The organism is Anaeromusa acidaminophila DSM 3853 (assembly GCF_000374545.1).
GTDB lineage: Bacteria > Bacillota > Negativicutes > Anaeromusales > Anaeromusaceae > Anaeromusa > Anaeromusa acidaminophila.
Genome location: NZ_KB894592.1, coordinates 95,935 through 117,110 on the forward strand (window position 1 = coordinate 95,935; position 21,176 = coordinate 117,110).

Genomic DNA, 21,176 nt, shown 5'->3' on the forward strand with positions numbered 1-21,176 from the left:
TCTCCCCGTTGTTCCCTCAAAAAAAGTTTTTAATTTCTTTCCAGTTGCCGCTGCGCATACCGTCTCCCTCGCGAGTTTTGCTAAGACGCTCAATCGTAAACTCGCGAATATAGGTGTCGCCGCTAATATTTTCGATGTCTTTTACCAGGCGGCCTTCATCTTGAATATTGAAGACCAACAGCGTAAACCACTGCGGTTGCTTGACAGGCTCGGTTTTAACGGCAATGCCCATGGTAACCGGCGATTCTCTTTCTTGGAACTGACGGCTCAAACGACGCTCATAGGTAGCAAAAGGCCAAGCCTTCGGATGCTGAATCAACGCGTATACTTCTGGAAAATAGTCTTTAAATTCTTTAATTTTTATAGCCATATTGGGAGTAAACCGCTGAATCTGCACCGGAGATCCCGGTTTTTCATTGACATAGGTAACTTCCATTTGAATTCCCAGACCGTTGCGGCTGAAATTGTGAGTATACGAAGCAATCTTCGCTTTACGCTTGCCTTGCGCCTCCCAGTCCAAACGGCTCCAGGTTTGATTGTCTTCATCAATAATCATGCGAAAATCGCCATATTGCTTAGCAATTGTTTCCTTCGTATCGTCAAGGCTTGCAAAAGCCACTTGCGCCGTACCTAAAACTGCCACTGCCACCAAAGCAGATAAATATCGTTTCATCTCTAAATCCTCCTCTTTCTTTTCAACATTCTCCAAATTTGTTCTATTTGTAACATATTAGACTTTTTTCGTCTAAATCCTGCTACCGCTAAAAACTATGTCGGAAAAATTGCACAATCCTGCGGCACAAAAAAAGTCCAGGAAAAGAATGCTCTTCCTGGACTTCTTGCTGCAAAATTAACGCTTGGAGAACTGCGAAGCTTTGCGGGCTTTTTTGAGGCCGTATTTGCGGCGCTCTTTTTCGCGAGGGTCGCGGGTCAAGAGACCGGCTTTTTTCAAGGACAGGCGAAGTTCGCCGTCAACCTTGAGCAAAGCGCGCGCGATGCCATGCCGGATAGCGCCGGCTTGGCCAGTGGTGCCGCCGCCTTTTACGCTAGCGACAACATCATACTTACCGAGAGTTTCCGTAACGTCCAAAGGCTGTTTCACGATGAGCTCCATCGTTTTACGGCCAAAGTATTCGTCAAGCTTACGCTCATTTACTACGATATTACCTTCACCGGGGATGAGACGCACCCGCGCGACGGAGGTTTTTCTACGGCCAGTGCCGTAATAACTAACTGCTGCCATGATATGGTCCTCCTTTCCGTATTACCGTACGTTGATTTCAAGTACTTCAGGCTGCTGCGCTGCATGCGGATGTTCCGCACCGCGGTAAACCTTCAGCTTGCGGAACATTTGCCGACCCAAGGTGTTCTTGGGCAGCATGCCTTTAACTGCCAGTTCCAGCATGCGCTCAGGCTTGTCAGCCAACATTTTGCCGGCCGTCGTAAAGGTCGTGCCGCCAACGTAACCGGAATGACGGAAATACGTTTTCTGTACCAGTTTTTTACCGGTAAGAACTACTTTTTCTGCATTGATAATGACGACAAAATCACCAGTATCTACATGAGGAGTAAAAATGGGTTTATTTTTGCCGCGCAGCACTTTTGCTACCTCGGCTGCCAAACGGCCTAACGTCTTGCCTTCAGCGTCTACGATGAACCATTTACGATCCACTTCGGCCGCTTTAGCCATAAACGTGGTTTTCATGTGCGATTCCCTCCCTGTTGCTCATGGCTTCATTATGATTTCCTACCTGATGAGTTCCGGGGCTAATGGAATTCATGGCAAAATCTCATAAAGTAATTTTATTAAAAGACATCCCTGCTGTCAATACCCTGAAAAAAGTAAATTTCATTTTTAGCCCATTGATAAAAAATCTCTTGCAAAAATAATCCTTGCGGCGGTGCTGTCGGAGGCGCCAAAGAGCGATCTTTGGCTTCGACCAAGGCTGCAAATTCATCAACAAGCAGTTCGCCTCTGCCAACAGCTGCAAATGCGCCGACCAAGTTCCGCACCATATGGTATAAAAACCCATTGCCGCAAACATGAAAGGTTAACAAGTTTCCTTCCGTCTGCCAGCCGGCGCTGAAAATAGTCCGTACCGGCTGCACTGGCGCACTGCCTACGGCGCGAAAGCTAGAAAAATCATGTTCTCCCAAAATATATTCCGTAGCTTTCTTCATGGCAGCCACGTTCAATTTTTTACTTACCATCCAAGTATAATGACGACCAAAAGGACTTTCCGGAGCATCTTGCCGCAAACGATACAGATAGCGTTTAGCTACAGCCGACCTGCGCGCATGAAAAGACGGGTCCGCCTCTTCCGCAGACACCACGGCCATATCCGCCGGCAGCATTCCCCGGGCCGCCCTAGGAATTCTCTCCGTCGGTATACGCCCTTCCGTGTCAAAATGGACGACTTGCCCCCGGGCATGAACGCCGGTATCCGTACGGCCAGCGCCAGTCATGCGCAGCTCATGCCCAAAAAGAGGAGCTAGACGCTCCTCTAGCACCTGTTGTACCGCAAGCGCGTTTTGCTGCCGCTGAAACCCGTGGTAGGCGGTGCCGTCGTATGCTACAGTTAATTTAATACGCCGTACCGTCATAGGCTCGCACCCCAACGCAGCCAGGCCAACAGAGAGGCAAAGAGCAGCCAAACGCTAGCAGCCACGGCATCCTGCCCCCGATACTGCAACGGATGCATGCGCGTTCGCCCTTCGCCGCCTCGGTAACAGCGGGCTTCCATAGCCGTAGCCAATTCGTCCGCCCGGCGAAAAGCGCTAATGAAGAGCGGCACCAGCACCGGAACCAAATTTTTTCCCCGCCGCAGCAAAGAGCCGCTGGAAAAGTCAACGCCTCGCGCTTCCTGCGCTTTAATAATGCGTTGTGTTTCTTCTAACAAGGTCGGGATAAACCGCAAGGCAATGGTCATCATCATCGCCAGCTCATGCGCTGGCAGTCCCCAGCGTTTTGCAGGCCGCAGCAATGCCTCCAAGCCGTCTGTAAGCGCAATAGGCGACGTAGTAAAGGTCAAAAGAGACGAAGATACGATCAAAAGAGCCAGTCGTCCCGCCATCCGCCCTCCTTGCTGCAAACCTCCGTCGGTTACTGCAAAGGGTCCCCAAGAAGCCAGTGTTTCCCCTTGCCCGCTAAAAGCATGAATCAGCACGGTAAGCAGCAAAATAGGCCACAGAGGCTTCAATGAGCGAAGGACCAACCCCAAGGGCAATTGAGCGCTCAGTATCAACATAGCTAGAAAGCATAAAAAAGCGGCGTACGAAACAGCGCTTTCCAATAAGAAAATAATCAAAATGCACCCTAACGCGCCTACTATTTTAGTACGCGGATCCAAGGAGTGCACTGCCGAATTCCCCGGGAAATACTGTCCTACAAGAAGGTTATTTAACATGAACTTGCCCTCCTTGCTTTCGGAGAATAGCCGCAATCTCCTGCGCCGCTTCCTTCGGCGTAACCGCTTGGCTCGCATGTAACGGCAAGCCAGCTTGCGTCAGGGCGCTCATAAGCTTAGTTACCCCCGGCGGCTCCAAGCCGCAAGACTTGAGCAAGGTCCCTTCTTCTTGGAAAATTTGCTGCGGTGAACCGTCTAATAAAAGTTGTCCTTGGTCCAGCACTAAAAGACGCTGCGCCAAGCGCGCCGCGTCCTCCATATTATGCGTTACAAGCAAAATTCCCATGCCAGTTTCCTCTTGCAGCTGCAACAACTGACCATAAATCTCGTCACGACCCTTCGGATCCAGGCCAGCGGAAGGTTCGTCTAAAATCAAGTATTCTGGACGTAAGGCAAGAATGCCCGCCAAAGCCACCCGCCGCATCTGTCCTCCTGATAATTGAAAGGGAGAACAAGATCCATGCTCCGCTTCATTCAGCCCCACCAGTTTCATCGCCCAGGAAACTCGCCGCGCCACCTCTTCCTCCGGCAAGCCGGCATTGCGAGGACCGAAAGCAATATCCGCGCTTACGGTTTCTTCAAACAGCTGATGTTCCGGATACTGAAACACCAACCCTACGCGCCGCCGTGCCGCCTTAGAGGTTTCACTGCCGCCGCTAAGCTCACAACCGTCCAAAAGAACCTGTCCTGCGCTCGGCTTAAGCAAACCTGCCAATATTTGCACCAGCGTAGACTTGCCGGAACCAGTATGGCCAATTAAAGCCACCCGCTCGCCAGGAGCTAAATCCAGATTTAAGTCACGCAGCGCATCTTGAGCAAAAGGAGTTCCGGGCGAATAGGTATGTTGTAGTTGTGTTACCATTAGGGACATAATGCTTTCACCAACGCTTCGTCTGTAATTATAGAGGTCTTTGCCTCCAACAACCCTTGCTGCTGCAAATGCCAGGCTACTTCCGCCGCCACAGGCACGTCTAAGCCAAGTTCCTTCAAACGAGGAACCTGGCAGAAAATTTCCTCCGGCGTCCCGTTTGCTACAATACGCCCCTTATCCATAACAACGACCCGATCCGCAGCCACTGCTTCTTCCATAAAATGAGTAATATAAACAACCGTAATACCTTGCTGACGGTGCAGATCGCAAACAGTTTGCAAAACCTCCTGGCGTCCTTGGGGATCCAACATCGCTGTCGGTTCATCCAATACCAAACAAGCCGGTTGCATCGCCAATACACCGGCAATGGCAACTCGCTGCTTTTGGCCGCCGGAAAGCAAATGCGGCGCATGCTGCCGGTACTCGCTCATACCCACTTGCGCCAATGCTTGCTCCACACGACTGACAATCTCCGCTGTAGGCACGCCCAGATTTTCTGGTCCAAATGCCACATCTTCCTCTACTAGCGTCGCCACTAGCTGATTGTCAGGATTTTGAAATACCATGCCAACTTGCTGGCGGATACGCCAAAGTTGCTCGGCTTCCCTCGTATCAAGGCCTGCTACCAAACAGCGTCCTTCCGAAGGAAGTAGCAGGGCGTTTAAATGCTTGGCCAGCGTAGATTTACCGGAACCGTTTGTACCGATGATAGCTACAAATTCCCCCGGCTGAATTGCCAAATCCACCTCTGACAAAGCATAGGTAATTTCATTTTTAAGGCCCTGATAGCTATGACTTAGCTTTTCCAGGCAAATGAACGGTTCCAAACGATTTCTTCCCTTCCTTGGTTTTGCCGCCGACAAGTTAACCGCAAAAATAATCCGGTTTACTTATACGACAAAAACAGGCACGAAAAATCACACTAACAGATGATCTTCCGTGCCTGTGGCAAAGAAAGGCGACCATCCGGTCGCCCCATGCAGTTACACCAACTCGAGAATCGCCATCGGCGCAGCGTCACCACGACGGGGGCCTAATTTCAGCACCCGAGTGTAGCCACCTTGCCGTTCTGCGTATTTCGGGGCGATGGTGTCAAACAATTTCTTCGTAACTTCTTCGTCTACCCAGACCAACACTTGACGACGGGCATGAAGGTCGCCCTTTTTCGCCAAGGTAATCATTTTTTCAGCCAGACCGCTGACTTCTTTGGCTTTCGCCTCAGTCGTCTCGATGCGCTCATGCGCAAAGAAGGAAGTCAGCAGGCTGCGGAAGAGCGCCTTACGGGCGCTAGAATCGCGTCCCAGTTTACGATAGGCCATTCTTCTCGTCCCTCCTCCTTATTCTTCCGTTTCCTTAAGACCGGATCCCAATTCCAAAAGCTTTTTCTTCACTTCTTCCAGGGATTTACGGCCCAAGTTACGGACTTTCATCATGTCGTCTTCCGTTTTTTGCGTCAGCTCAGCTACCGTATTAATGCCAGCCCGCTTCAAGCAGTTATAAGAACGTACCGATAAGTCCAGATCTTCAATGGTCATTTCCAAATTGGGGCCGTCTTCGGGCTCCTTGGCAAAACCACTTTCCGGTCCTTCTTCTTCCGGCACTTCGCCTGCCATGTTTTGGAAGAGCTTCAAATGTGCAATCATGATCGTTGCCGATTTGCTGATTGCTTCTTCCGGCTTGATGCTGCCATCGGTCCATACTTCCAACGTCAGCTTGTCATAGTCCGTCACATTGCCAACACGAGTGTCGGCAATGGCGTAATTGACGCGCTGAATCGGCGAAAAAATAGAGTCGATGGGAATCACGCCAATGACATGATCGCTTTTCTTGTTCTTATCAGCCGGAACATAGCCACGGCCTTTTTCAGCGACAATCTCCATCCGCAAAGAAGAGCCTTGGCCAACAGTGGCAATATGCTTTTCCGGGTTGAGGATTTCCACATCCGAACTGGCGATAATGTCAGCTGCGGTGACACTTTTCTCACCGTCTACTTCAATACGAAGTACAACCGGCTCGTCAGTGTACATTTTTAAACGCAACTCTTTGAGATTGAGAATGATGTCGGTGACATCTTCCCGCACTCCGGGAACTACGGAAAATTCATGATCCACGCCTTCAATGCGCACAGAGGTAACTGCCGCACCAGTCAACGACGATAATAAAATGCGCCGCAAACTATTACCGAGGGTAGTACCATAACCGCGTTCCAATGGTTCACAAACAAACTTGCCATAGCGATTGTCTTCACGGCTTTCGACAATTTCAATTCTTGGCTTTTCGATTTCCATCATTAGGAAGCGACCTCCTCTTCGCGCGTTGCTACTACGCTATGCCACAGAAAGGACATTAACGCGAGTAGAGCTCGACGATGAGATGTTCCACAATGGGGCAGTCGATCTCTTCTCGGCTGGGGAAGCGAGCCACTTTGGCGCTAACCGCCTCAGGGGTCACCGTAACGTCTTCAACCCATGCAGGAACTGTCTTGCTGCCGTAAGTCTCGATCATCATTTTAATGATCGGAGATTCCATGCTGGTTTCATGTACAGCAACTACGTCGCCAACACGAACCTGGAAGGAAGGAATATTTACCCGACGGCCGTTCACAGTCATAAGACCATGACGAACCATCTGGCGAGCTTGGTTGCGGCTAGCCGCAAAACCCATGCGGAAAACCGCATTGTCTAAACGACGCTCCAGCAAGACCAGCAAGTTTTCACCGGTAATACCTTTGGTACGCTCAGCGCGATCAAAGTATTTCCGGAACTGACCTTCCAGAATGCCGTAAATCCGGCGGGCTTTCTGCTTCTCACGCAGCTGCAAGCCATATTCCGAAACTTTTTTGCGTCCTTGGCCATGCTGGCCGGGAGCATAAGCACGTTTCGAGAACGCGCATTTGTCGCCATAGCATTTATCACCTTTGAGGTAGAGCTTCGCGCCTTCGCGGCGGCAAAGTCTGCACACAGGACCCGTATATCTAGCCATTCCTCTTCAACACCTCCCGAAAATTATACTCTTCTCCGCTTGGGCGGACGGCAACCGTTATGCGGAATGGGAGTAACGTCCTTGATCAGGTTTACTTCCAAACCAGATGCCTGCAAAGAGCGGATCGCCGCTTCACGTCCTGATCCAGGACCCTTTACAAATACTTCCACCTGCTTGAGACCATGTTCCATAGCTACCTTGGCAGCTGCTTCTGCAGCCATCTGCGCCGCAAAAGGAGTGCTCTTGCGGGAGCCGCGGAAACCAAGGCCGCCGGCACTAGCCCAGGAAAGAGTATTGCCTTTGGTATCGGTGATGGTGACGATGGTATTATTGAAAGTAGAGCGGATGTGGGCATGACCATGCTCAACGTTTTTCCGTTCTCTTCTTTTGGTTCTAACAACTTTTTTCGCTACCACGCGTGTTTCCCTCCTTTACGGATTATTTTTTCTTCTTAGCGCCAACAGTCCGTTTAGGACCTTTGCGAGTGCGGGCATTGTTTTTCGTGTTCTGTCCACGCACAGGCAAGCCCAAGCGATGACGGCGGCCACGGTACGAGCCAATCTCAATCAAACGCTTGACATTGAGTTGCTGTTCACGCCGCAGGTCACCTTCGACCTTGTAGTTTTTGTCAATCAATTCACGAAGTTTAGCTACTTCTTCTTCCGTCAGATCCCGGGTGCGAGTATCAGGATTGATTCCCGCTGTAGCCAGGATTTCTTTGGACAAAGTCGGCCCAACTCCATAGATGTATGTCAAAGAGATTTCCACGCGCTTATCGCGCGGCAAATCCACACCGGCAATACGTGCCATCGAACAGCCACCTCCTAACCTTGTTTTTGTTTATGCTTCGGATTTTCACAAATGACCATGACATGGCCATGACGCTTGATGACTTTGCATTTTTCGCAAATGGGCTTCACCGAAGGTCTTACTTTCATTTGCCTTGGCCTCCTTCTCTGCGCAGCCCGACGGGCTGCCCCGTTATCCGCCTATTTAAAGCGATAGGTAATACGGCCGCGCTTCAAATCGTACGGTGTTAATTCAACAGTAACACGATCTCCCGGCAGGATACGAATAAAATGCATTCGAATCTTACCGGAAACATGCGCCAGTACGACATGTCCATTCTCCAGTTTAACTTGAAACATGGCGTTTGGCAATGCCTCAACTACCGTACCTTCTACTTCAATTACATCTTGCTTGGACACGAGATCTCCCTCCTCGCCCGCTTCTTACACCTGTTGTGCCATCCTGCCCGCAATCCGCTGACAAATGGCTTCGTCCGTCCGGCCAGCCGCTAAAACGACCGGTCCAGACGCCGTTGCCGTGTACAACTGCGTTTTAGCTAGCTATACACTTTTCCTGCAGTCATTTCATTCACAAACGTGTCAGAATTTCCGGTTCGCCATCGGTAATAGCAATGGTATGTTCAAAATGAGCCGACCATTTACCATCCCTTGTAATAACGGTCCAGTTGTCCCGCAGGGTTTTTACTTCATATGTCCCCATGTTAATCATGGGTTCAATCGCCAGAGTCATGCCAGGCTTCAGCCGCGGGCCGCGCCCGGGAGCGCCGTAGTTGGGAATTTGCGGATCTTCATGCATTTTGCGACCAATGCCATGTCCCACATAGTCGCGCACTACTCCATAACCAAATTCTTCCGCATGAATTTGAACAGCATGTGAGATATCATAGAGACGTTGATCAGCCACTGCTTGAGCAATGCCTTTATAGAGCGATTCTTCCGTCACCTTCAGCAGCTGCGCTACTTCCGGAGCGACCTCCCCTACGGGGAAAGTCATGGCTGCATCACCATAAAATCCATTAATCAACGTACCGATGTCAACACTGATGATATCGCCGTTCTTAAGTTTTCTCGGCCCTGGAATTCCATGTACTACTTCTTCGTTTACCGAAGCGCAAATACTGCCGGGAAAACCATTATACCCTTTGAATGCCGGAATTGCACCGCGTTCGCGAATGTATTCGTCGGCGATTCGATCCAGTTCTTGTGTCGTCACGTCCGGTTTCACCGCTTGCCGGATGAGTTCCAGCGTTTCCGCCACAATCCGCCCAGCTTCACGCATATAGGCGATTTCCTGTTGACTTTTCAGGACAATCATCGTTACGCGCCTCGCAATGTTTTCAGGATATCAGCCAACACTTTGTCAATGTCCTGTCGGCCATCAATTTCAGCATATACTCCGCGATCCTGATAGTAATTTACGAGGGGACGGGTCTGCGCTTCGTAAACGTCCAGGCGGCTTTTTACGGTTGCCTCCTGATCGTCGTTGCGCTGATAAAGCTCTCCATCACAAGCATCGCAGCGATCCTTCTTGCTTGAGGGATTGAACGACACATGGTAGGTGGCGCCGCAGGCGCGGCAGATACGCCGACCTGTAATACGAGCTACCAGATCTTCAGCCGGCACCGTGATGTTAATCACATGGTCCAACCGGCTTCCAAGTTCCTCCAAGGTTCGTCCCAGCGCTTCCGCTTGCTCTAAAGTTCGCGGAAAACCATCCAGCAGAAAGCCTTCTTTGCAGTCCGCCTTCGCTAAGCGCTCGCGTACAATGCCGATAGTAATCTCATCAGGCACCAGTTGCCCGGCATCCATGCATGCCTTGGCTTTTTTCCCGAGCTCCGTTCCTTCCTTAACAGCGGCACGAAACATGTCGCCGGTCGAAATGTGCGGAATGCCCAGTTCTTTTACCAGTTGCGCCGCTTGAGTGCCTTTGCCGGCCCCAGGCGGTCCCATAAGCAAAATTTGCATGTTTGGTCCTCCTTACTTCATAAAGCCTTGATAGTGCCGCATCAATACGAGCGACTCTATTTGCTTCATTGTGTCCAGCGCCACACCCACAACAATGAGGAGGGCTGTGCCACCGAAGTAAACGCCCTGGATATCTGTCGCCCACACTACAAAGTTCGGCAAAATGGCGATCAGAGCCAAGAACAGCGAACCTGCCAGGGTGATCCGGGTCATGACGCGGTCCAGATAGTCAGCGGTCGGTTTTCCTGGACGCAGACCTGGAATAAAACCGCCGTGTTTTTTCATATTCTCTGCCATATCCGAGACGTTAAAGGTAACCGCAGTATAGAAATACGTGAAAAACAGGATTAAAAGCGCATACAGAGTTGTCTGCAGCGGCGTTCCCCACGCAAACCATCCCGCCACCATTTTCACCCATTCCACATCAATAAACTGGGCGATAGTTACCGGAAACATGAGCACGGATGACGCAAAGATTATCGGAATAACTCCCGCCTGGTTAACCTTCAGCGGGATATGGGTGGAATGACCGCCGTACATCTTGCGGCCAACTACCCGTTTAGCATACTGTACCGGAATGCGCCGCTGTCCTTGTTGGATGGCAATAACCAAAACAATCATGGCTATCGCAATCGTTAAGAACAACAACAGTTTAAACAAGCCGACCGTGCCAGCTTCGAAATATTGGTAAATAACGTAGATGCCATCTGGAAGGCGGGAAACAATCCCCGCAAAGATGATCAGCGAAATACCATTGCCGATCCCTTTTTCGGTTATCTGTTCACCCAGCCACATCAAGAAGGTTGTCCCTGCCGTCAGCGTGAGGGCAATCAGAAGAATGGAGCCGATGCCTGGATTGATGATCGCGTGCTTCAAGCCAAGAGCCATGCCCAAAGCCTGCATAAACCCTAACACTACTGTACCGTAACGCGTGATTTGGGTCAGTTTTTTCCGACCGTCTTGCCCTTCTTTACTCCACCGTTCAAAGGTAGGAACTACCACTGTCAGCAATTGCATGATAATGGAAGCATTAATGTAAGGGGTTATACTCATCGCGAAAATGGAAAACTTGCTCAGCGCACCGCCAGCAAACAGGTCCAACAGTCCAAACAGATTGCCGCTGGTAAACAGCTGCTCAATCACGGCTGCATCGACACCAGGTACAGGGATGTGAGTGCCAGCCCGGAACACCAGAAACATGATCAGCGTAAAGACGATCTTCTGGCGCAACTCAGGAATCTGAAAAACGTTCGACAGGGCTGCAAGCACCTAGAACACCTCGACTTTTCCGCCGGCAGCTTCAATCTTGGCAATTGCCGACTTGGTGAACCCATTGGCCTTTACGGTCAACGCTACGGTCAACTCGCCGCCGCCGAGAACACGCACGCCATCATGAACGTTCTTTAAAATGCCAGCTTCCACAAGGGCTACTGGATCCACCTCTGCACCGGCTTCAAACCGATTCAGGGTAGCTACGTTCACTTCAGCGTACTCTTTCCCAAACTTGTTATAAAAACCGCGTTTAGGAAGCCGCAGGTACAAAGGTTTTTGACCGCCTTCAAAACCAGGGCGAGTACCGCCGCCGCTGCGAGCCTTTTGGCCTTTATGACCTTTGCCGGAAGTTTTTCCCAGACCGGAACCAAGGCCGCGGCCAAGGCGGGTGCGGGTGCGTTTCGAGCCGGGCACCGGAGCTAATTCATGCAATTTCATCGTTAGCGCCTCCTCTCGTTAGTTTTGTGGTTCTTCAACAGTAACCAAATGTTCTACTTTGCGGATCATACCGCGGATAACAGGGGTATCTTCCTGCTCAACGCAGCTGTTGATCTTCCCAAGACCCAGAGCTTTTACAGTGGCACGCTGGTCTTCAGGACGACCGATCAGGCTACGCGTCAGCTTAATTGTGAGTTTCGCCATTGTTTCTCCTCCTTAGCCCAGCAGTTCCTGCACGGACTTGCCACGCAGAGCCGCCACTTCTTCGGCTCTCTTCAGCTGTTCAAGACCGCGAAGAGTAGCGCGCACCATGTTGTTGGGATTCGAAGAACCCAGCGACTTGGTGAGAATGTCATGAATACCAGCCAGCTCCAACACCGCACGGGCAGGGCCGCCAGCAATAACACCGGTACCTTGGGAAGCAGGTTTCAACAGAACTTTGCCTGCGCCAAACACACCGAGAATTTGATGAGGAATTGTAGTACCGACAATCGGCACCTTAATGAGATTTTTCTTGGCGTCTTCTACGCCTTTACGGATGGCTTCCGGAACTTCCCCAGCTTTGCCGAGGCCTGCGCCGACATGACCGTTCTCATCGCCCACGACGACCAGGGCACTGAAGGAGAAGCGGCGACCACCCTTGACGACCTTGGCTACGCGGTTAATGAAAACCACTTTTTCCTGCAGGTCGAGGGATGTATGGTCAATTTTGGCCATGACTGTACCTCCTTGTCCTCTTAGAATTGCAGCCCAGCTTCACGCGCACTTTGCGCTAAAGCAGCTACGCGACCATGATAGATGTAACCGCCGCGATCAAATACTACTTGAGAAATGCCTTTCTCAAGAGCACGCTTAGCTACGGCAGCGCCAACCAGCTTGGACGCTTCACAATTGCCGCCTTTGGCGACTTGTTCCCGAATATCTTTATCCATGGTGCTGGCAGAAACCAACGTTACGCCTGCCACATCATCAATGATTTGCGCATAAATATGATGCAGGCTGCGGAACACATTCAGACGGGGTTTAGCCGCTGTGCCGCTGACGTTTTTGCGCACCCGCAGGTGACGCTTCTGCCGCGAATCGTTTTTTACAGGTTTACGAAGCACTGTGTTCACTCCTTTCGCCTATGGCTTACTTCTTACCCTTGCCGCCGGCTTTACCGACTTTGCGACGAACTACTTCGCCTTCGTACTTGATGCCTTTGCCTTTATACGGTTCCGGCTCGCGGTAACCGCGAATCTTAGCCGCCAGGGCGCCCACAGCCTCTTTGTTGATGCCTGAAACTACGATTCTGTTCGGAGCAGGCACATCTAACGCCAGACCCTGGGGAGGCTCAACCTCGACAGGATGGGAAAAGCCAAGAGAAAGAGTTACTTTATTGCCGGACTTAGCGGCGCGATAACCAACACCATTGATTTCCAAGGTCTTGGTAAAGCCTTCCGTTACGCCCACAACCATATTGTTGATCAGCGTACGAGTGAGACCGTGCAAGGAACGATGTTCCTTCACGTCACTGGGACGCTCAACAGTCAGCGTGTTTTCTTCGATTTTAATCGTCAAAGCTTTGGCGACTTCACGCGTCAGTTCGCCTTTAGGGCCTTTCACAGTGACAACGTTACCATCCAACTTGATGGTCACGCCTGCCGGAATAGTGATAGGCATTCTACCAATACGCGACATGTATTACACCTCCTAGAGACAGAACTTCTTACCAAACGTAGGCGACTACTTCGCCGCCGAGGCCCTCGCGACGAGCCTGCTTGTCGGTCATGATGCCCTGCGATGTTGAAATAATGGCGATACCGAGGCCGCCCAAAACTCGGGGCAGCTGCTCTTTTTTCGCGTATACGCGCAATCCCGGTTTGGAAATGCGTTTGAGGCCGGTGATGACTTTCTCGCGGTTCGGGCCGTATTTGAGGCTCAACCGAAGAACGCCTTGTTTATTGTCGTTGACGAGATCATAGTCCTTGATGAAACCCTCGCGTTTGAGAATTTCGGCCATCGCCTGCTTCACTTTAGAAGCGGGGATCTCCACTTTATCATGATGCACCGAGTTCGCATTACGAATTCGGGTAAGCATGTCAGCGATCGGATCAGTCATTACCATGAGAACAAACCTCCTTCCTGTGCTTGGTTACCAGCTAGCTTTCGTAACGCCCGGAATTGCGCCTTTATAGCTCAGTTCCCGGAAGCAGATACGGCACATCTCGAACTTGCGGATGTAAGCATGCGGGCGACCGCAAATCTTGCAGCGATTGTATTTGCGAACCTTGAATTTAGGTTCTTTTTTCCATTTTTCAATCAAAGCTGTCTTGGCCACAACTGTCCCTCCTTTTTACGCGCTGAAGGGCATGCCCATCAGCTTCAACAGTTCCCGCGCCTCTTCATCAGTTTTGGCAGTGGTAACAACGATAATATCCATGCCGCGGATCTTGTCGACCTTGTCGTACTCGATCTCGGGGAAAATCAGTTGTTCCTTGATGCCCATGGTGTAGTTACCGCGTCCGTCAAAGGACTTCGGGCTAACACCGCGGAAGTCGCGCACACGAGCCAGTGCGACATTGAACAGCTTGTCCAAGAAGTAGTACATGCGTTCACCGCGCAAGGTGACTTTGGCGCCAATCGGCATACCCGCACGAATCTTAAAGGCAGCCACGGATTTTTTAGCACGAGTGACAACCGGTTTTTGTCCGGAAATCAGTGTCATATCCGCTAACGCAGAGTCAATCACTTTCGGATTGGCCACTGCTTCGCCGATCCCCATATTCAAAACTACTTTTTCGATTTTAGGGATTTCCATGACATTCTTGTATCCGAACTTTTCCATCATCGCTTTCGCGACTTCGCTAGTATATTTCTCTTTCAGTCTGACCACAAGTGGTACCCTCCTTTCGTGCTGGGTTATTTATCCTTGTCAATCGTTTCGCCGCATTTTTTACAAACGCGAACTTTACCGCCGTTAGCAAGCACATTGCTTTTTACCCGAGTTGCTTTGTCGCAAGCGGGGCACACCAGCATCAGCTTTGCAGCATGAACCGGAGCTTCCTTCACAATGATGCCACCTTGGGGATTGCTCTGAGACGGTTTGGTATGACGCTTTACTTTATTGATGCCTTCTACAACCGCTTTTCCCTTTTTGGGAAGCGCCTGAATAACAGCACCGGTTTTGCCTTTGTCCTTACCGGACAGGACCATGACTTTATCGCCTTTTTTGACGTGCAATTTGGCTTCTGACATGCCGGATTTCCCTCCTGACTTAGATTACTTCCGGTGCCAGCGAGACAATTTTCATAAAGTCTTTATCACGCAGCTCTCTCGCAACCGGTCCAAAAATACGGGTCCCTCGGGGACTCTTGTCTTCTTTGATGACAACGGCGGCGTTCTCGTCAAAACGGATGTAGGAACCGTCTTGACGGCGCAGGCCCTTGTGAGACCGTACGACAACAGCTTTCACTACATCGCCTTTCTTGACCACGCCACCGGGCGTTGCGTCCTTAACGGAAGCGACGATGATGTCGCCGATATTGGCATAGCGCCGGTAGGAACCGCCCAATACGCGAATGCACATAACTTTTTTAGCACCGGTATTATCAGCAACATTAAGAATGGTTTGTTGTTGGATCATCCTTGCTCCCTCCTTCAAGCCTGAAATTTTTCAAAAGTTAAAGCGATTACTTCGCTTTCTCAAGAATTTCAACAACTCTCCAACGTTTGTCTTTGGAGAGCGGGCGTGTTTCCATCAAGGAAACAATATCCCCAGGCTTGCACTCATTGTTTTCATCATGAGCCTTGAAGGTAACCGTTTTCTTCACAGCCTTCTTGTACAACGGATGCTGTACAGTACGCTCCATGGCTACGACTACAGTCTTATCCATTTTATCGCTTACCACACGGCCAATGCGGTTTTTACGCTCGTTTCTTTCACTCACGTCCGATATGCCTCCTTCCATCTGCGACTTGGCACTGTTTCCTTACGCTTCTTGGGTGTTGATTTCCATTTCCCGCTGAATGGTTTTCACGCGGGCGATGGTTTTCTTAACTTCCTTGAGGCGCATGGGGTTTTCCAGCTGACCGGTCGCATGCTGAAATCTCAGGTGAAACAATTCATCTTTCAGGCCAGCCAATTTTTGATCGAGTTCGGCGGCGTTCATATCACGGATTTCTTTAGCCTTCATTTGCTTCACCACCCACTTCCTGAGCTTTCTCCCGCACAACAAACTGGGTCCGAATCGGGAGTTTGTGAGCAGCCAGACGCATAGCTTCTTTTGCTACATCTTCGGCAACGCCGTCCATTTCAAACATGACGCGGCCCGGTTTTACAACAGCCACCCAATATTCGGGCGAACCTTTACCGCTACCCATGCGAGTTTCAGCCGGTTTAGCCGTAACCGGCTTATCCGGGAAAATTTTAATCCAGACTTTACCGCCACGTTTAATATAACGAGTCATGGCAATACGAGCAGCTTCGATTTGACGATTGGTAATCCAAGCCGGTTCAAGAGCTACCAGACCGAATTCGCCGTGACTCACGGTGTTGCCTTTTTGGGCTTTGCCCTTCATGCGACCCCGGAACTGTTTGCGATGCTTAACGCGTTTCGGCAACAACATGATTATTCGCCCCCTTCTTGAGCGGCAGGTTTCTTGGCTTCAGGCAAAATCTCGCCTTTGTAGATCCACACCTTAACACCGATACGCCCATAGGTAGTAGCGGCTTCTGCAAAACCGTAATCAATGTCGGCACGCAGAGTGTGAAGAGGAATGCTGCCTTCGCGATAGCTTTCGCTACGGGCAATTTCAGCCCCGCCAAGACGGCCGCCACACATGATTTTGATTCCTTTAGCGCCCATACGCATCGTACGGCCAACGGATTGCTTCATAGCACGACGGAAAGCAATGCGGCGTTCCAGCTGAGCTGCAATGTTCTCAGCAACCAACTGCGAAGACAATTCCGGATGCTTAATTTCAGCAATGTTGATGTCGAGTTGTTTTTCGGTCAGCTTGCGCAGACCTTTTTTCAACGCTTCAATACCTGCGCCGCCGCGGCCGATAACCATGCCCGGTTTTGCGGTATGAATGTTGATGCGTACACGGTTGGAAGCGCGTTCGATTACAACCTGAGATACGCCGGCAGCAAAGGCTGCTTTTTTAATAAAGTCACGAATCTTGATATCTTCATGCAAGTTTTTTGCATAATCTTTATCGGCGTACCATTTGGCATCCCAAGTCTTGATTACGCCGAGTCGAAAACCATGAGGATTGACTTTTTGACCCACTAGATGTTCCCTCCTTCTCCGCTTATCGTTCCTGAACGACCACGGTCACATGGCTGGAGCGCTTCAAAATCTTGAAGGCTTGCCCACGAGACCGAGGATGAATGCGTTTCATCGTGGGACCCTGATCGACATATACTGCCGATACATAGAGGTTGTCGACATTGAGGTCAAGATTGTTCTCAGCGTTAGCAACAGCTGATTTCAAAACCTTCTCAACAACTTCAGTACCCACTTTGGGAGTGTATTTCAATATAGCAAATGCTTCACCCACATTTTTACCGCGGATCAAGTCAATAACGACTCTCACTTTACGCGGCGCAATGCGGATATTCTTGGCAACCGCTTTGGCTTCCATGCACTAGCCCCCTTTCGGTATGATCACTGCGCTAAACGCAGCCCGCAGCGCTTAGCGCAGCGAAGTGGATTTTTCCGAGCCGGCGTGACCTTTATAGGTGCGGGTCGGAGCGAATTCGCCCAGCTTATGGCCGACCATGTCTTCGGTCACATAGACCGGAACATGTTTGCGGCCGTCATGCACAGCGATGGTATGGCCCACAAAATTCGGCAGAATTGTCGAACTGCGAGACCAGCATTTTACGACCTTTTTGTCGCCGCTAGCATTCATAGATTCAATTTTCTTCAGCAAGCTTTCATGCACAAAAGGTCCTTTTTTGATAGATCTGGACACGACATTGGCCTCCCTTCACGCGGTTATTTCGTGCGTCGTTTGACGATCATTTTGTCGGACTGTTTGCTGCGACGGGTTTTCACACCATGCGCGCATTTGCCCCAAGGCGTAACCGGATGCTTGCGGCCCACCGGCGAACGGCCTTCACCACCGCCATGCGGATGATCGCAAGGGTTCATTGCTACGCCGCGGTTTGCAGGACGCACGCCCAGCCAACGAGAACGGCCAGCTTTACCGATTGTAATGTTTTCATGTTCCAAGTTGCCAACCTGGCCGATGGTTGCACGGCAGTTAACATGCACTTTGCGCAATTCGCCCGAGGGCAAACGCAAAAGAGCAGTGCCGCCTTCTTTAGCCATCAACTGAGCAGAAGCGCCGGCGCTGCGTACCATTTGGCCGCCTTTGCCAATCTTCATCTCAATGTTGTGCAACATAGTACCGACGGGGATGTTCACCATCGGCAACGCATTGCCTACTTTAATGTCGGCTTCAGGACCGCTTTCCACTTTGTCGCCCACTTTAAGACCGTGGGGTGCCAAAATGTAGCGTTTTTCGCCATCTACATAATGAAGCAACGCAATATAAGCGGAACGATTCGGATCATATTCCACAGACGCTACTTTGGCGACAATGCCGTCCTTGTTGCGTTTGAAGTCGATGATGCGGTACATGCGCTTATGACCGCCGCCTTGATGGCGTACAGTCAGTCGGCCTTGTTGGTTGCGGCCGCCTTTTTTAGTCAAACGTACCAGCAAAGAGCGTTCCGGTTTGTCAGTAGTAACTTCATCGAAGCTGGCTACTGTCATGAAACGTCTGCCGGCAGAATAAGGTTTAAACGATTTTACTGCCATAGTTGCCCCTCCTTTTCGGTGTTATCGGCTTAGACCCCTTCGAAGAACGCAATGCTCTGGCCGGGGGCCAGTTTGACGATAGCTTTCTTGAAATCGGGGCGTTTCCCTTCGTGTCTGCCCATGCGCTTGGTTTTACCCATTACACGCACTGTGTTCACAGCCTCAACCTGGACTTTGAACATTTTTTCCACAGCTTGGCGGATTTCCACCTTCGTGGCTTTGAGCGATACGATAAAGGTGTATTTGCTTTCCTCCATCAACTGGTTGCTTTTCTCCGTGATGACAGGACGAACAAGCACGTCGCACAAATTTTCCATTATGCCAGCACCTCCTCAATACGGGTGACTGCCTCTTTGGTAACGAAAACCCGATCATGATGAAGCAGGTCCATTACATTCAGGCCCATGCTGGTAATGGTTTTAACGCTCGGAAGGTTGCGAGCGGATTTAACTACGCTTTCCACTTCTTCCGCCGTAATGATCAGGGCTTTCTGCTCGGAAGCATTAAAATCACCCATCATTTTGATGACCTGTTTCGTTTTGGGAGCTTCAAAATCGATGCCCTCCAGAACCACCAGCTCACCGTCCTGTACCTTAGCGGTCAGAGCGGATTTGAGAGCTAAACGACGCTGTTTGCGAGGCATGCTGAACGCATAAGAACGGGGTTGCGGTCCGAAAACCGTGCCGCCGCCTACCCACAACGGAGAGCGAATGCTGCCGGCGCGAGCGCGTCCGGTTCCTTTTTGTTTCCAGGGTTTTTTGCCGCCACCGCGTACAAAACCTCTGGTTTTTGTGGACGCTGTACCTTGGCGCTGACTGGCCATCTGCATAACAACTGCTTGATGGAGCACAGCCTCGTTCACTTCCACAGCGAACACGCTATCATTCAGTTCCACTTCACCGGTTTGCTTGCCGGTGATATCATATACTGCCACTTTCGGCATATAGCACATCCTCCTTTCAAGAAACCGGCGAATTTATTTGCCGGGTTTCACCGTGTTCTTGATGATGACCAGACCTTTTTTCGGGCCGGGGATGGCGCCTTTGATCAAGATCAGGTTGCGCTCGGTGTCGATACGAACGACGCTGAGACGCTGAATGGTAACTCGTTGACCACCCATTTGACCAGGCAATTTTTTGCCTTTGAATACTTTGCCGCCGCCGCCGCTCATACGAGGGCCGATAGAACCGGGTTCACGGTGCGATTTCGAGCCGTGGCCCATAGGTCCGCGTGCAAAGTTATGGCGTTTAATGCCGCCTGCAAAACCTTTACCTTTAGCCGTACCGACTACGTCCACCAACTCACCGGCTTCAAAGGTGTCAACACCAATGACTTGTCCGGCAGTAAATTCGGAAGCGTCCGCCAGGCGAATTTCCCGGATGAATTTCACGGGGGTCACGCCAGCTTTTGCAAAAACTCCCTGCATCGGCTTGGTGACGTTTTTATCTTTCACGGCTCCAAAACCAAGTTGAACCGCATTGTAGCCGTCGTTTTCAACCGTTTTGTTTCCTACGACAACGCATTGTCCGGCTTCGACTACCGTTACCGGAACCACTTTCCCCTCTTCGGTGAAAATCTGCGTCATGCCCAGTTTTTTGCCAAGAATGCTTTTTGCCATGTTCTGCCACCTCCTCCTACAGCTTGATTTCGATATCCACACCGGCCGGCAGGTCGAGGCGCATGAGGGAATCTACCGTTTTGGATGTCGGTTCCAGGATATCAATCAAACGTTTATGCGTACGCATTTCAAATTGTTCCCGCGAATCCTTATTTACATGAGGAGAACGCAGAATGGTGAAAACATTTTTTTCTGTAGGAAGCGGAATCGGCCCGGACACCATGGCGCCGGTTCTTTTCGCAGTTTCTACGATCTTAGCAGCGCTCTGATCCAGAGCTTTGTGATCGTACGCCTTCAAGCGGATTCTGATTTTTTGTTGCTTAGGCATTCGTATGAATCCTCCTTATCGCCCAGTTTCTTAGAACGGACATTTCTCAGCAGGAATTTCCCCCGGAACTCAGCCGGGCCACCTCCTGCATCATCGCAAACACCGTTATTCAATTGTATTGCCATAGCGGCGGTAAGCCGCCGCTATGGCCAAAACCATTTGCATTAAGATGTTTACGCGTTGATTGCGGTAACTACGCCGGCGCCGACGGTGCGGCCGCCTTCGCGGATAGCAAAACGCAGGCCTTCTTCAACGGCGATGGGAGTAATCAATTCGATAGCCATCTGCACGTTGTCGCCAGGCATAACCATTTCCGTGCCTTCGGGCAGGGTGATCACGCCGGTTACGTCGGTCGTACGGAAGTAGAACTGCGGACGGTAGCCGTTAAAGAACGGAGTGTGACGGCCGCCTTCTTCTTTGGACAGGACGTATACTTCGCCCATGAACTTCGTGTGCGGTTTAATGGAACCCGGCTTAGCCAAAACCTGGCCGCGCTGGATGTCTTTGCGTTCTACGCCGCGCAGCAGCGCGCCGATGTTGTCGCCAGCCACAGCGGAGTCCAGCAATTTGCGGAACATTTCTACGCCGGTGCAAACCGTTTGTTTCGCTTCTTCCATCATGCCGACGATTTCTACGGTGTCGCCTACTTTAACCATACCGCGTTCTACGCGGCC

At 50.8% G+C, this 21,176-nt stretch carries 39 protein-coding genes; all 39 read right to left on the minus strand.

What is annotated here, in order from left to right; all coding sequences use genetic code 11:
• Positions 1-16 precede the first annotated feature (16 nt).
• Entirely contained in the window at positions 17-673 is a 657-nt protein-coding gene (locus C508_RS0109540; RefSeq protein WP_018703335.1) for a hypothetical protein, read from the minus strand.
• Positions 674-850: 177 nt separating this feature from the next.
• Positions 851-1,243, minus strand: a complete 393-nt coding sequence (gene rpsI, locus C508_RS0109545) for a 30S ribosomal protein S9 (RefSeq protein WP_018703336.1) — start codon at positions 1,241-1,243, stop codon at positions 851-853.
• Between the two features lie 21 nt (positions 1,244-1,264).
• Positions 1,265-1,705, minus strand: a complete 441-nt coding sequence (gene rplM / locus C508_RS0109550; protein WP_018703337.1) for a 50S ribosomal protein L13 — start codon at positions 1,703-1,705, stop codon at positions 1,265-1,267.
• A 101-nt stretch (positions 1,706-1,806) separates the two neighbouring features.
• Complete coding sequence (gene truA / locus C508_RS0109555) at positions 1,807-2,604, minus strand: tRNA pseudouridine(38-40) synthase TruA (protein ID WP_018703338.1); 798 nt, start codon at positions 2,602-2,604, stop codon at positions 1,807-1,809.
• A complete protein-coding gene (locus C508_RS0109560; RefSeq protein ID WP_018703339.1) occupies positions 2,601-3,407 on the minus strand; it encodes an energy-coupling factor transporter transmembrane component T family protein in 807 nt (268 codons plus the stop codon). Before C508_RS0109560 ends, truA begins: the two co-directional genes overlap by 4 nt.
• Complete coding sequence (locus C508_RS0109565; protein ID WP_018703340.1) at positions 3,397-4,278, minus strand: energy-coupling factor transporter ATPase; 882 nt, start codon at positions 4,276-4,278, stop codon at positions 3,397-3,399. The genes C508_RS0109560 and C508_RS0109565 overlap by 11 nt, the downstream gene beginning before the upstream one ends.
• The gene (locus tag C508_RS0109570; protein ID WP_018703341.1) at positions 4,269-5,105 is read right to left on the minus strand and encodes an energy-coupling factor transporter ATPase; all 837 of its coding nucleotides are present in this window, start codon (positions 5,103-5,105) and stop codon (positions 4,269-4,271) included. Before C508_RS0109570 ends, C508_RS0109565 begins: the two co-directional genes overlap by 10 nt.
• Before the next feature lie 156 nt (positions 5,106-5,261).
• Positions 5,262-5,597 (minus strand): 50S ribosomal protein L17, encoded by a 336-nt coding sequence (rplQ, locus tag C508_RS0109575; protein ID WP_018703342.1) that lies wholly within the window; start codon positions 5,595-5,597, stop codon positions 5,262-5,264.
• Positions 5,598-5,615: 18 nt separating this feature from the next.
• On the minus strand, positions 5,616-6,569 hold the full coding sequence (locus C508_RS0109580; protein WP_018703343.1) for a DNA-directed RNA polymerase subunit alpha: 954 nt from the start codon (positions 6,567-6,569) through the stop codon (positions 5,616-5,618).
• A 55-nt stretch (positions 6,570-6,624) separates the two neighbouring features.
• The gene (rpsD, locus tag C508_RS0109585) at positions 6,625-7,260 is read right to left on the minus strand and encodes a 30S ribosomal protein S4 (protein WP_018703344.1); all 636 of its coding nucleotides are present in this window, start codon (positions 7,258-7,260) and stop codon (positions 6,625-6,627) included.
• 23 nt (positions 7,261-7,283) lie between these two features.
• Complete coding sequence (rpsK, locus tag C508_RS0109590) at positions 7,284-7,676, minus strand: 30S ribosomal protein S11 (RefSeq protein WP_018703345.1); 393 nt, start codon at positions 7,674-7,676, stop codon at positions 7,284-7,286.
• Positions 7,677-7,698: 22 nt separating this feature from the next.
• Entirely contained in the window at positions 7,699-8,070 is a 372-nt protein-coding gene (gene rpsM / locus C508_RS0109595; RefSeq protein ID WP_018703346.1) for a 30S ribosomal protein S13, read from the minus strand.
• Positions 8,071-8,084: 14 nt separating this feature from the next.
• Positions 8,085-8,198, minus strand: coding sequence for a 50S ribosomal protein L36 (rpmJ, locus tag C508_RS0109600; protein WP_011197166.1), 114 nt, complete (start codon positions 8,196-8,198; stop codon positions 8,085-8,087).
• Between the two features lie 51 nt (positions 8,199-8,249).
• On the minus strand, positions 8,250-8,468 hold the full coding sequence (infA, locus tag C508_RS0109605) for a translation initiation factor IF-1 (RefSeq protein ID WP_018703347.1): 219 nt from the start codon (positions 8,466-8,468) through the stop codon (positions 8,250-8,252).
• A 169-nt stretch (positions 8,469-8,637) separates the two neighbouring features.
• The gene (gene map, locus C508_RS0109610) at positions 8,638-9,384 is read right to left on the minus strand and encodes a type I methionyl aminopeptidase (RefSeq protein ID WP_018703348.1); all 747 of its coding nucleotides are present in this window, start codon (positions 9,382-9,384) and stop codon (positions 8,638-8,640) included.
• 2 nt (positions 9,385-9,386) lie between these two features.
• Entirely contained in the window at positions 9,387-10,034 is a 648-nt protein-coding gene (locus tag C508_RS0109615; protein WP_018703349.1) for an adenylate kinase, read from the minus strand.
• A 12-nt stretch (positions 10,035-10,046) separates the two neighbouring features.
• Positions 10,047-11,303, minus strand: coding sequence for a preprotein translocase subunit SecY (gene secY / locus C508_RS0109620; RefSeq protein ID WP_018703350.1), 1,257 nt, complete (start codon positions 11,301-11,303; stop codon positions 10,047-10,049).
• Positions 11,304-11,744, minus strand: a complete 441-nt coding sequence (gene rplO / locus C508_RS0109625) for a 50S ribosomal protein L15 (protein ID WP_018703351.1) — start codon at positions 11,742-11,744, stop codon at positions 11,304-11,306. It abuts the gene before it with no gap.
• Between the two features lie 18 nt (positions 11,745-11,762).
• Positions 11,763-11,948, minus strand: a complete 186-nt coding sequence (gene rpmD / locus C508_RS0109630; RefSeq protein WP_018703352.1) for a 50S ribosomal protein L30 — start codon at positions 11,946-11,948, stop codon at positions 11,763-11,765.
• Between the two features lie 12 nt (positions 11,949-11,960).
• The gene (gene rpsE, locus C508_RS0109635) at positions 11,961-12,461 is read right to left on the minus strand and encodes a 30S ribosomal protein S5 (RefSeq protein WP_018703353.1); all 501 of its coding nucleotides are present in this window, start codon (positions 12,459-12,461) and stop codon (positions 11,961-11,963) included.
• Positions 12,462-12,481: 20 nt separating this feature from the next.
• Positions 12,482-12,850, minus strand: a complete 369-nt coding sequence (rplR, locus tag C508_RS0109640) for a 50S ribosomal protein L18 (RefSeq protein ID WP_018703354.1) — start codon at positions 12,848-12,850, stop codon at positions 12,482-12,484.
• A 25-nt stretch (positions 12,851-12,875) separates the two neighbouring features.
• A complete protein-coding gene (gene rplF, locus C508_RS0109645) occupies positions 12,876-13,424 on the minus strand; it encodes a 50S ribosomal protein L6 (RefSeq protein ID WP_018703355.1) in 549 nt (182 codons plus the stop codon).
• 28 nt (positions 13,425-13,452) lie between these two features.
• Positions 13,453-13,851 (minus strand): 30S ribosomal protein S8, encoded by a 399-nt coding sequence (rpsH, locus tag C508_RS0109650; RefSeq protein ID WP_018703356.1) that lies wholly within the window; start codon positions 13,849-13,851, stop codon positions 13,453-13,455.
• A 27-nt stretch (positions 13,852-13,878) separates the two neighbouring features.
• Positions 13,879-14,064 (minus strand): type Z 30S ribosomal protein S14, encoded by a 186-nt coding sequence (locus tag C508_RS0109655; protein ID WP_018703357.1) that lies wholly within the window; start codon positions 14,062-14,064, stop codon positions 13,879-13,881.
• 15 nt (positions 14,065-14,079) lie between these two features.
• Positions 14,080-14,619 (minus strand): 50S ribosomal protein L5, encoded by a 540-nt coding sequence (gene rplE / locus C508_RS0109660; protein WP_018703358.1) that lies wholly within the window; start codon positions 14,617-14,619, stop codon positions 14,080-14,082.
• Positions 14,620-14,645: 26 nt separating this feature from the next.
• Positions 14,646-14,981 (minus strand): 50S ribosomal protein L24, encoded by a 336-nt coding sequence (rplX, locus tag C508_RS0109665; protein WP_018703359.1) that lies wholly within the window; start codon positions 14,979-14,981, stop codon positions 14,646-14,648.
• Between the two features lie 19 nt (positions 14,982-15,000).
• Positions 15,001-15,369 carry a 50S ribosomal protein L14 gene (rplN, locus tag C508_RS0109670; protein ID WP_018703360.1) on the minus strand — a complete coding sequence of 123 codons (369 nt, stop codon included), beginning with the start codon at positions 15,367-15,369 and terminating at the stop codon, positions 15,001-15,003.
• A 46-nt stretch (positions 15,370-15,415) separates the two neighbouring features.
• On the minus strand, positions 15,416-15,673 hold the full coding sequence (gene rpsQ, locus C508_RS0109675; RefSeq protein WP_018703361.1) for a 30S ribosomal protein S17: 258 nt from the start codon (positions 15,671-15,673) through the stop codon (positions 15,416-15,418).
• 42 nt (positions 15,674-15,715) lie between these two features.
• Positions 15,716-15,919: a 50S ribosomal protein L29 gene (gene rpmC / locus C508_RS0109680; RefSeq protein WP_026319463.1), complete on the minus strand. Its 204-nt coding sequence runs from the start codon at positions 15,917-15,919 to the stop codon at positions 15,716-15,718.
• The gene (rplP, locus tag C508_RS0109685; RefSeq protein WP_018703363.1) at positions 15,909-16,352 is read right to left on the minus strand and encodes a 50S ribosomal protein L16; all 444 of its coding nucleotides are present in this window, start codon (positions 16,350-16,352) and stop codon (positions 15,909-15,911) included. The genes rpmC and rplP overlap by 11 nt, the downstream gene beginning before the upstream one ends.
• Positions 16,353-16,354: 2 nt before the next feature.
• Positions 16,355-17,017, minus strand: coding sequence for a 30S ribosomal protein S3 (rpsC, locus tag C508_RS0109690; RefSeq protein WP_018703364.1), 663 nt, complete (start codon positions 17,015-17,017; stop codon positions 16,355-16,357).
• A 22-nt stretch (positions 17,018-17,039) separates the two neighbouring features.
• Positions 17,040-17,372 (minus strand): 50S ribosomal protein L22, encoded by a 333-nt coding sequence (gene rplV / locus C508_RS0109695; protein WP_018703365.1) that lies wholly within the window; start codon positions 17,370-17,372, stop codon positions 17,040-17,042.
• A 51-nt stretch (positions 17,373-17,423) separates the two neighbouring features.
• Entirely contained in the window at positions 17,424-17,705 is a 282-nt protein-coding gene (gene rpsS, locus C508_RS0109700; RefSeq protein ID WP_018703366.1) for a 30S ribosomal protein S19, read from the minus strand.
• A gap of 23 nt (positions 17,706-17,728) precedes the next feature.
• Positions 17,729-18,556, minus strand: coding sequence for a 50S ribosomal protein L2 (gene rplB / locus C508_RS0109705; RefSeq protein ID WP_018703367.1), 828 nt, complete (start codon positions 18,554-18,556; stop codon positions 17,729-17,731).
• Between the two features lie 29 nt (positions 18,557-18,585).
• A complete protein-coding gene (gene rplW, locus C508_RS0109710) occupies positions 18,586-18,873 on the minus strand; it encodes a 50S ribosomal protein L23 (protein ID WP_018703368.1) in 288 nt (95 codons plus the stop codon).
• A complete protein-coding gene (rplD, locus tag C508_RS0109715; protein ID WP_018703369.1) occupies positions 18,873-19,499 on the minus strand; it encodes a 50S ribosomal protein L4 in 627 nt (208 codons plus the stop codon). The genes rplW and rplD overlap by 1 nt, the downstream gene beginning before the upstream one ends.
• 33 nt (positions 19,500-19,532) lie before the next feature.
• Positions 19,533-20,174 (minus strand): 50S ribosomal protein L3, encoded by a 642-nt coding sequence (gene rplC, locus C508_RS0109720; RefSeq protein ID WP_018703370.1) that lies wholly within the window; start codon positions 20,172-20,174, stop codon positions 19,533-19,535.
• 16 nt (positions 20,175-20,190) lie between these two features.
• A complete protein-coding gene (rpsJ, locus tag C508_RS0109725; protein ID WP_018703371.1) occupies positions 20,191-20,502 on the minus strand; it encodes a 30S ribosomal protein S10 in 312 nt (103 codons plus the stop codon).
• Positions 20,503-20,675: 173 nt separating this feature from the next.
• Positions 20,676-21,176 (minus strand): EF-Tu C-terminal domain-related protein (locus C508_RS0109730; RefSeq protein WP_018703372.1); only part of this gene is annotated, 501 nt, incomplete at its 5' end.

Excerpts from the sequence above, each read along its gene's own strand:
- rplC (WP_018703370.1), bottom strand. The coding sequence starts at position 20,174 with ATGGCAAAAAGCATTCTTGGCAAAAAACTGGGCATGACGCAGATTTTC.
- rpmD (WP_018703352.1), bottom strand. The coding sequence starts at position 11,948 with ATGGCGAAACTCACAATTAAGCTGACGCGTAGCCTGATCGGTCGTCCT.
- rpsM (WP_018703346.1), bottom strand. The coding sequence starts at position 8,070 with ATGGCACGTATTGCCGGTGTGGATTTGCCGCGCGATAAGCGCGTGGAA.
- C508_RS0109540 (WP_018703335.1), bottom strand. The coding sequence starts at position 673 with ATGAAACGATATTTATCTGCTTTGGTGGCAGTGGCAGTTTTAGGTACG.
- rpsJ (WP_018703371.1), bottom strand. The coding sequence starts at position 20,502 with ATGCCTAAGCAACAAAAAATCAGAATCCGCTTGAAGGCGTACGATCAC.
- rpsD (WP_018703344.1), bottom strand. The coding sequence starts at position 7,260 with ATGGCTAGATATACGGGTCCTGTGTGCAGACTTTGCCGCCGCGAAGGC.
- rplX (WP_018703359.1), bottom strand. The coding sequence starts at position 14,981 with ATGTCAGAAGCCAAATTGCACGTCAAAAAAGGCGATAAAGTCATGGTC.
- C508_RS0109615 (WP_018703349.1), bottom strand. The coding sequence starts at position 10,034 with ATGCAAATTTTGCTTATGGGACCGCCTGGGGCCGGCAAAGGCACTCAA.
- rplM (WP_018703337.1), bottom strand. The coding sequence starts at position 1,705 with ATGAAAACCACGTTTATGGCTAAAGCGGCCGAAGTGGATCGTAAATGG.
- rplO (WP_018703351.1), bottom strand. The coding sequence starts at position 11,744 with ATGAAATTGCATGAATTAGCTCCGGTGCCCGGCTCGAAACGCACCCGC.
- rplQ (WP_018703342.1), bottom strand. The coding sequence starts at position 5,597 with ATGGCCTATCGTAAACTGGGACGCGATTCTAGCGCCCGTAAGGCGCTC.
- rpmJ (WP_011197166.1), bottom strand. The coding sequence starts at position 8,198 with ATGAAAGTAAGACCTTCGGTGAAGCCCATTTGCGAAAAATGCAAAGTC.
- rplB (WP_018703367.1), bottom strand. The coding sequence starts at position 18,556 with ATGGCAGTAAAATCGTTTAAACCTTATTCTGCCGGCAGACGTTTCATG.
- map (WP_018703348.1), bottom strand. The coding sequence starts at position 9,384 with ATGATTGTCCTGAAAAGTCAACAGGAAATCGCCTATATGCGTGAAGCT.
- C508_RS0109560 (WP_018703339.1), bottom strand. The coding sequence starts at position 3,407 with ATGTTAAATAACCTTCTTGTAGGACAGTATTTCCCGGGGAATTCGGCA.
- rplV (WP_018703365.1), bottom strand. The coding sequence starts at position 17,372 with ATGGAAGCCAAAGCGGTTGCCAAGAATATCCGCATTGCGCCGCGTAAA.
- rpsH (WP_018703356.1), bottom strand. The coding sequence starts at position 13,851 with ATGGTAATGACTGATCCGATCGCTGACATGCTTACCCGAATTCGTAAT.
- rplD (WP_018703369.1), bottom strand. The coding sequence starts at position 19,499 with ATGCCGAAAGTGGCAGTATATGATATCACCGGCAAGCAAACCGGTGAA.
- rplP (WP_018703363.1), bottom strand. The coding sequence starts at position 16,352 with ATGTTGTTGCCGAAACGCGTTAAGCATCGCAAACAGTTCCGGGGTCGC.
- rplW (WP_018703368.1), bottom strand. The coding sequence starts at position 18,873 with ATGGAAAATTTGTGCGACGTGCTTGTTCGTCCTGTCATCACGGAGAAA.
- C508_RS0109565 (WP_018703340.1), bottom strand. The coding sequence starts at position 4,278 with ATGTCCCTAATGGTAACACAACTACAACATACCTATTCGCCCGGAACT.
- rplF (WP_018703355.1), bottom strand. The coding sequence starts at position 13,424 with ATGTCGCGTATTGGTAGAATGCCTATCACTATTCCGGCAGGCGTGACC.
- rpsE (WP_018703353.1), bottom strand. The coding sequence starts at position 12,461 with ATGGCCAAAATTGACCATACATCCCTCGACCTGCAGGAAAAAGTGGTT.
- rpmC (WP_026319463.1), bottom strand. The coding sequence starts at position 15,919 with ATGAAGGCTAAAGAAATCCGTGATATGAACGCCGCCGAACTCGATCAA.
- truA (WP_018703338.1), bottom strand. The coding sequence starts at position 2,604 with ATGACGGTACGGCGTATTAAATTAACTGTAGCATACGACGGCACCGCC.
- C508_RS0109580 (WP_018703343.1), bottom strand. The coding sequence starts at position 6,569 with ATGATGGAAATCGAAAAGCCAAGAATTGAAATTGTCGAAAGCCGTGAA.
- rpsI (WP_018703336.1), bottom strand. The coding sequence starts at position 1,243 with ATGGCAGCAGTTAGTTATTACGGCACTGGCCGTAGAAAAACCTCCGTC.
- rplN (WP_018703360.1), bottom strand. The coding sequence starts at position 15,369 with ATGATCCAACAACAAACCATTCTTAATGTTGCTGATAATACCGGTGCT.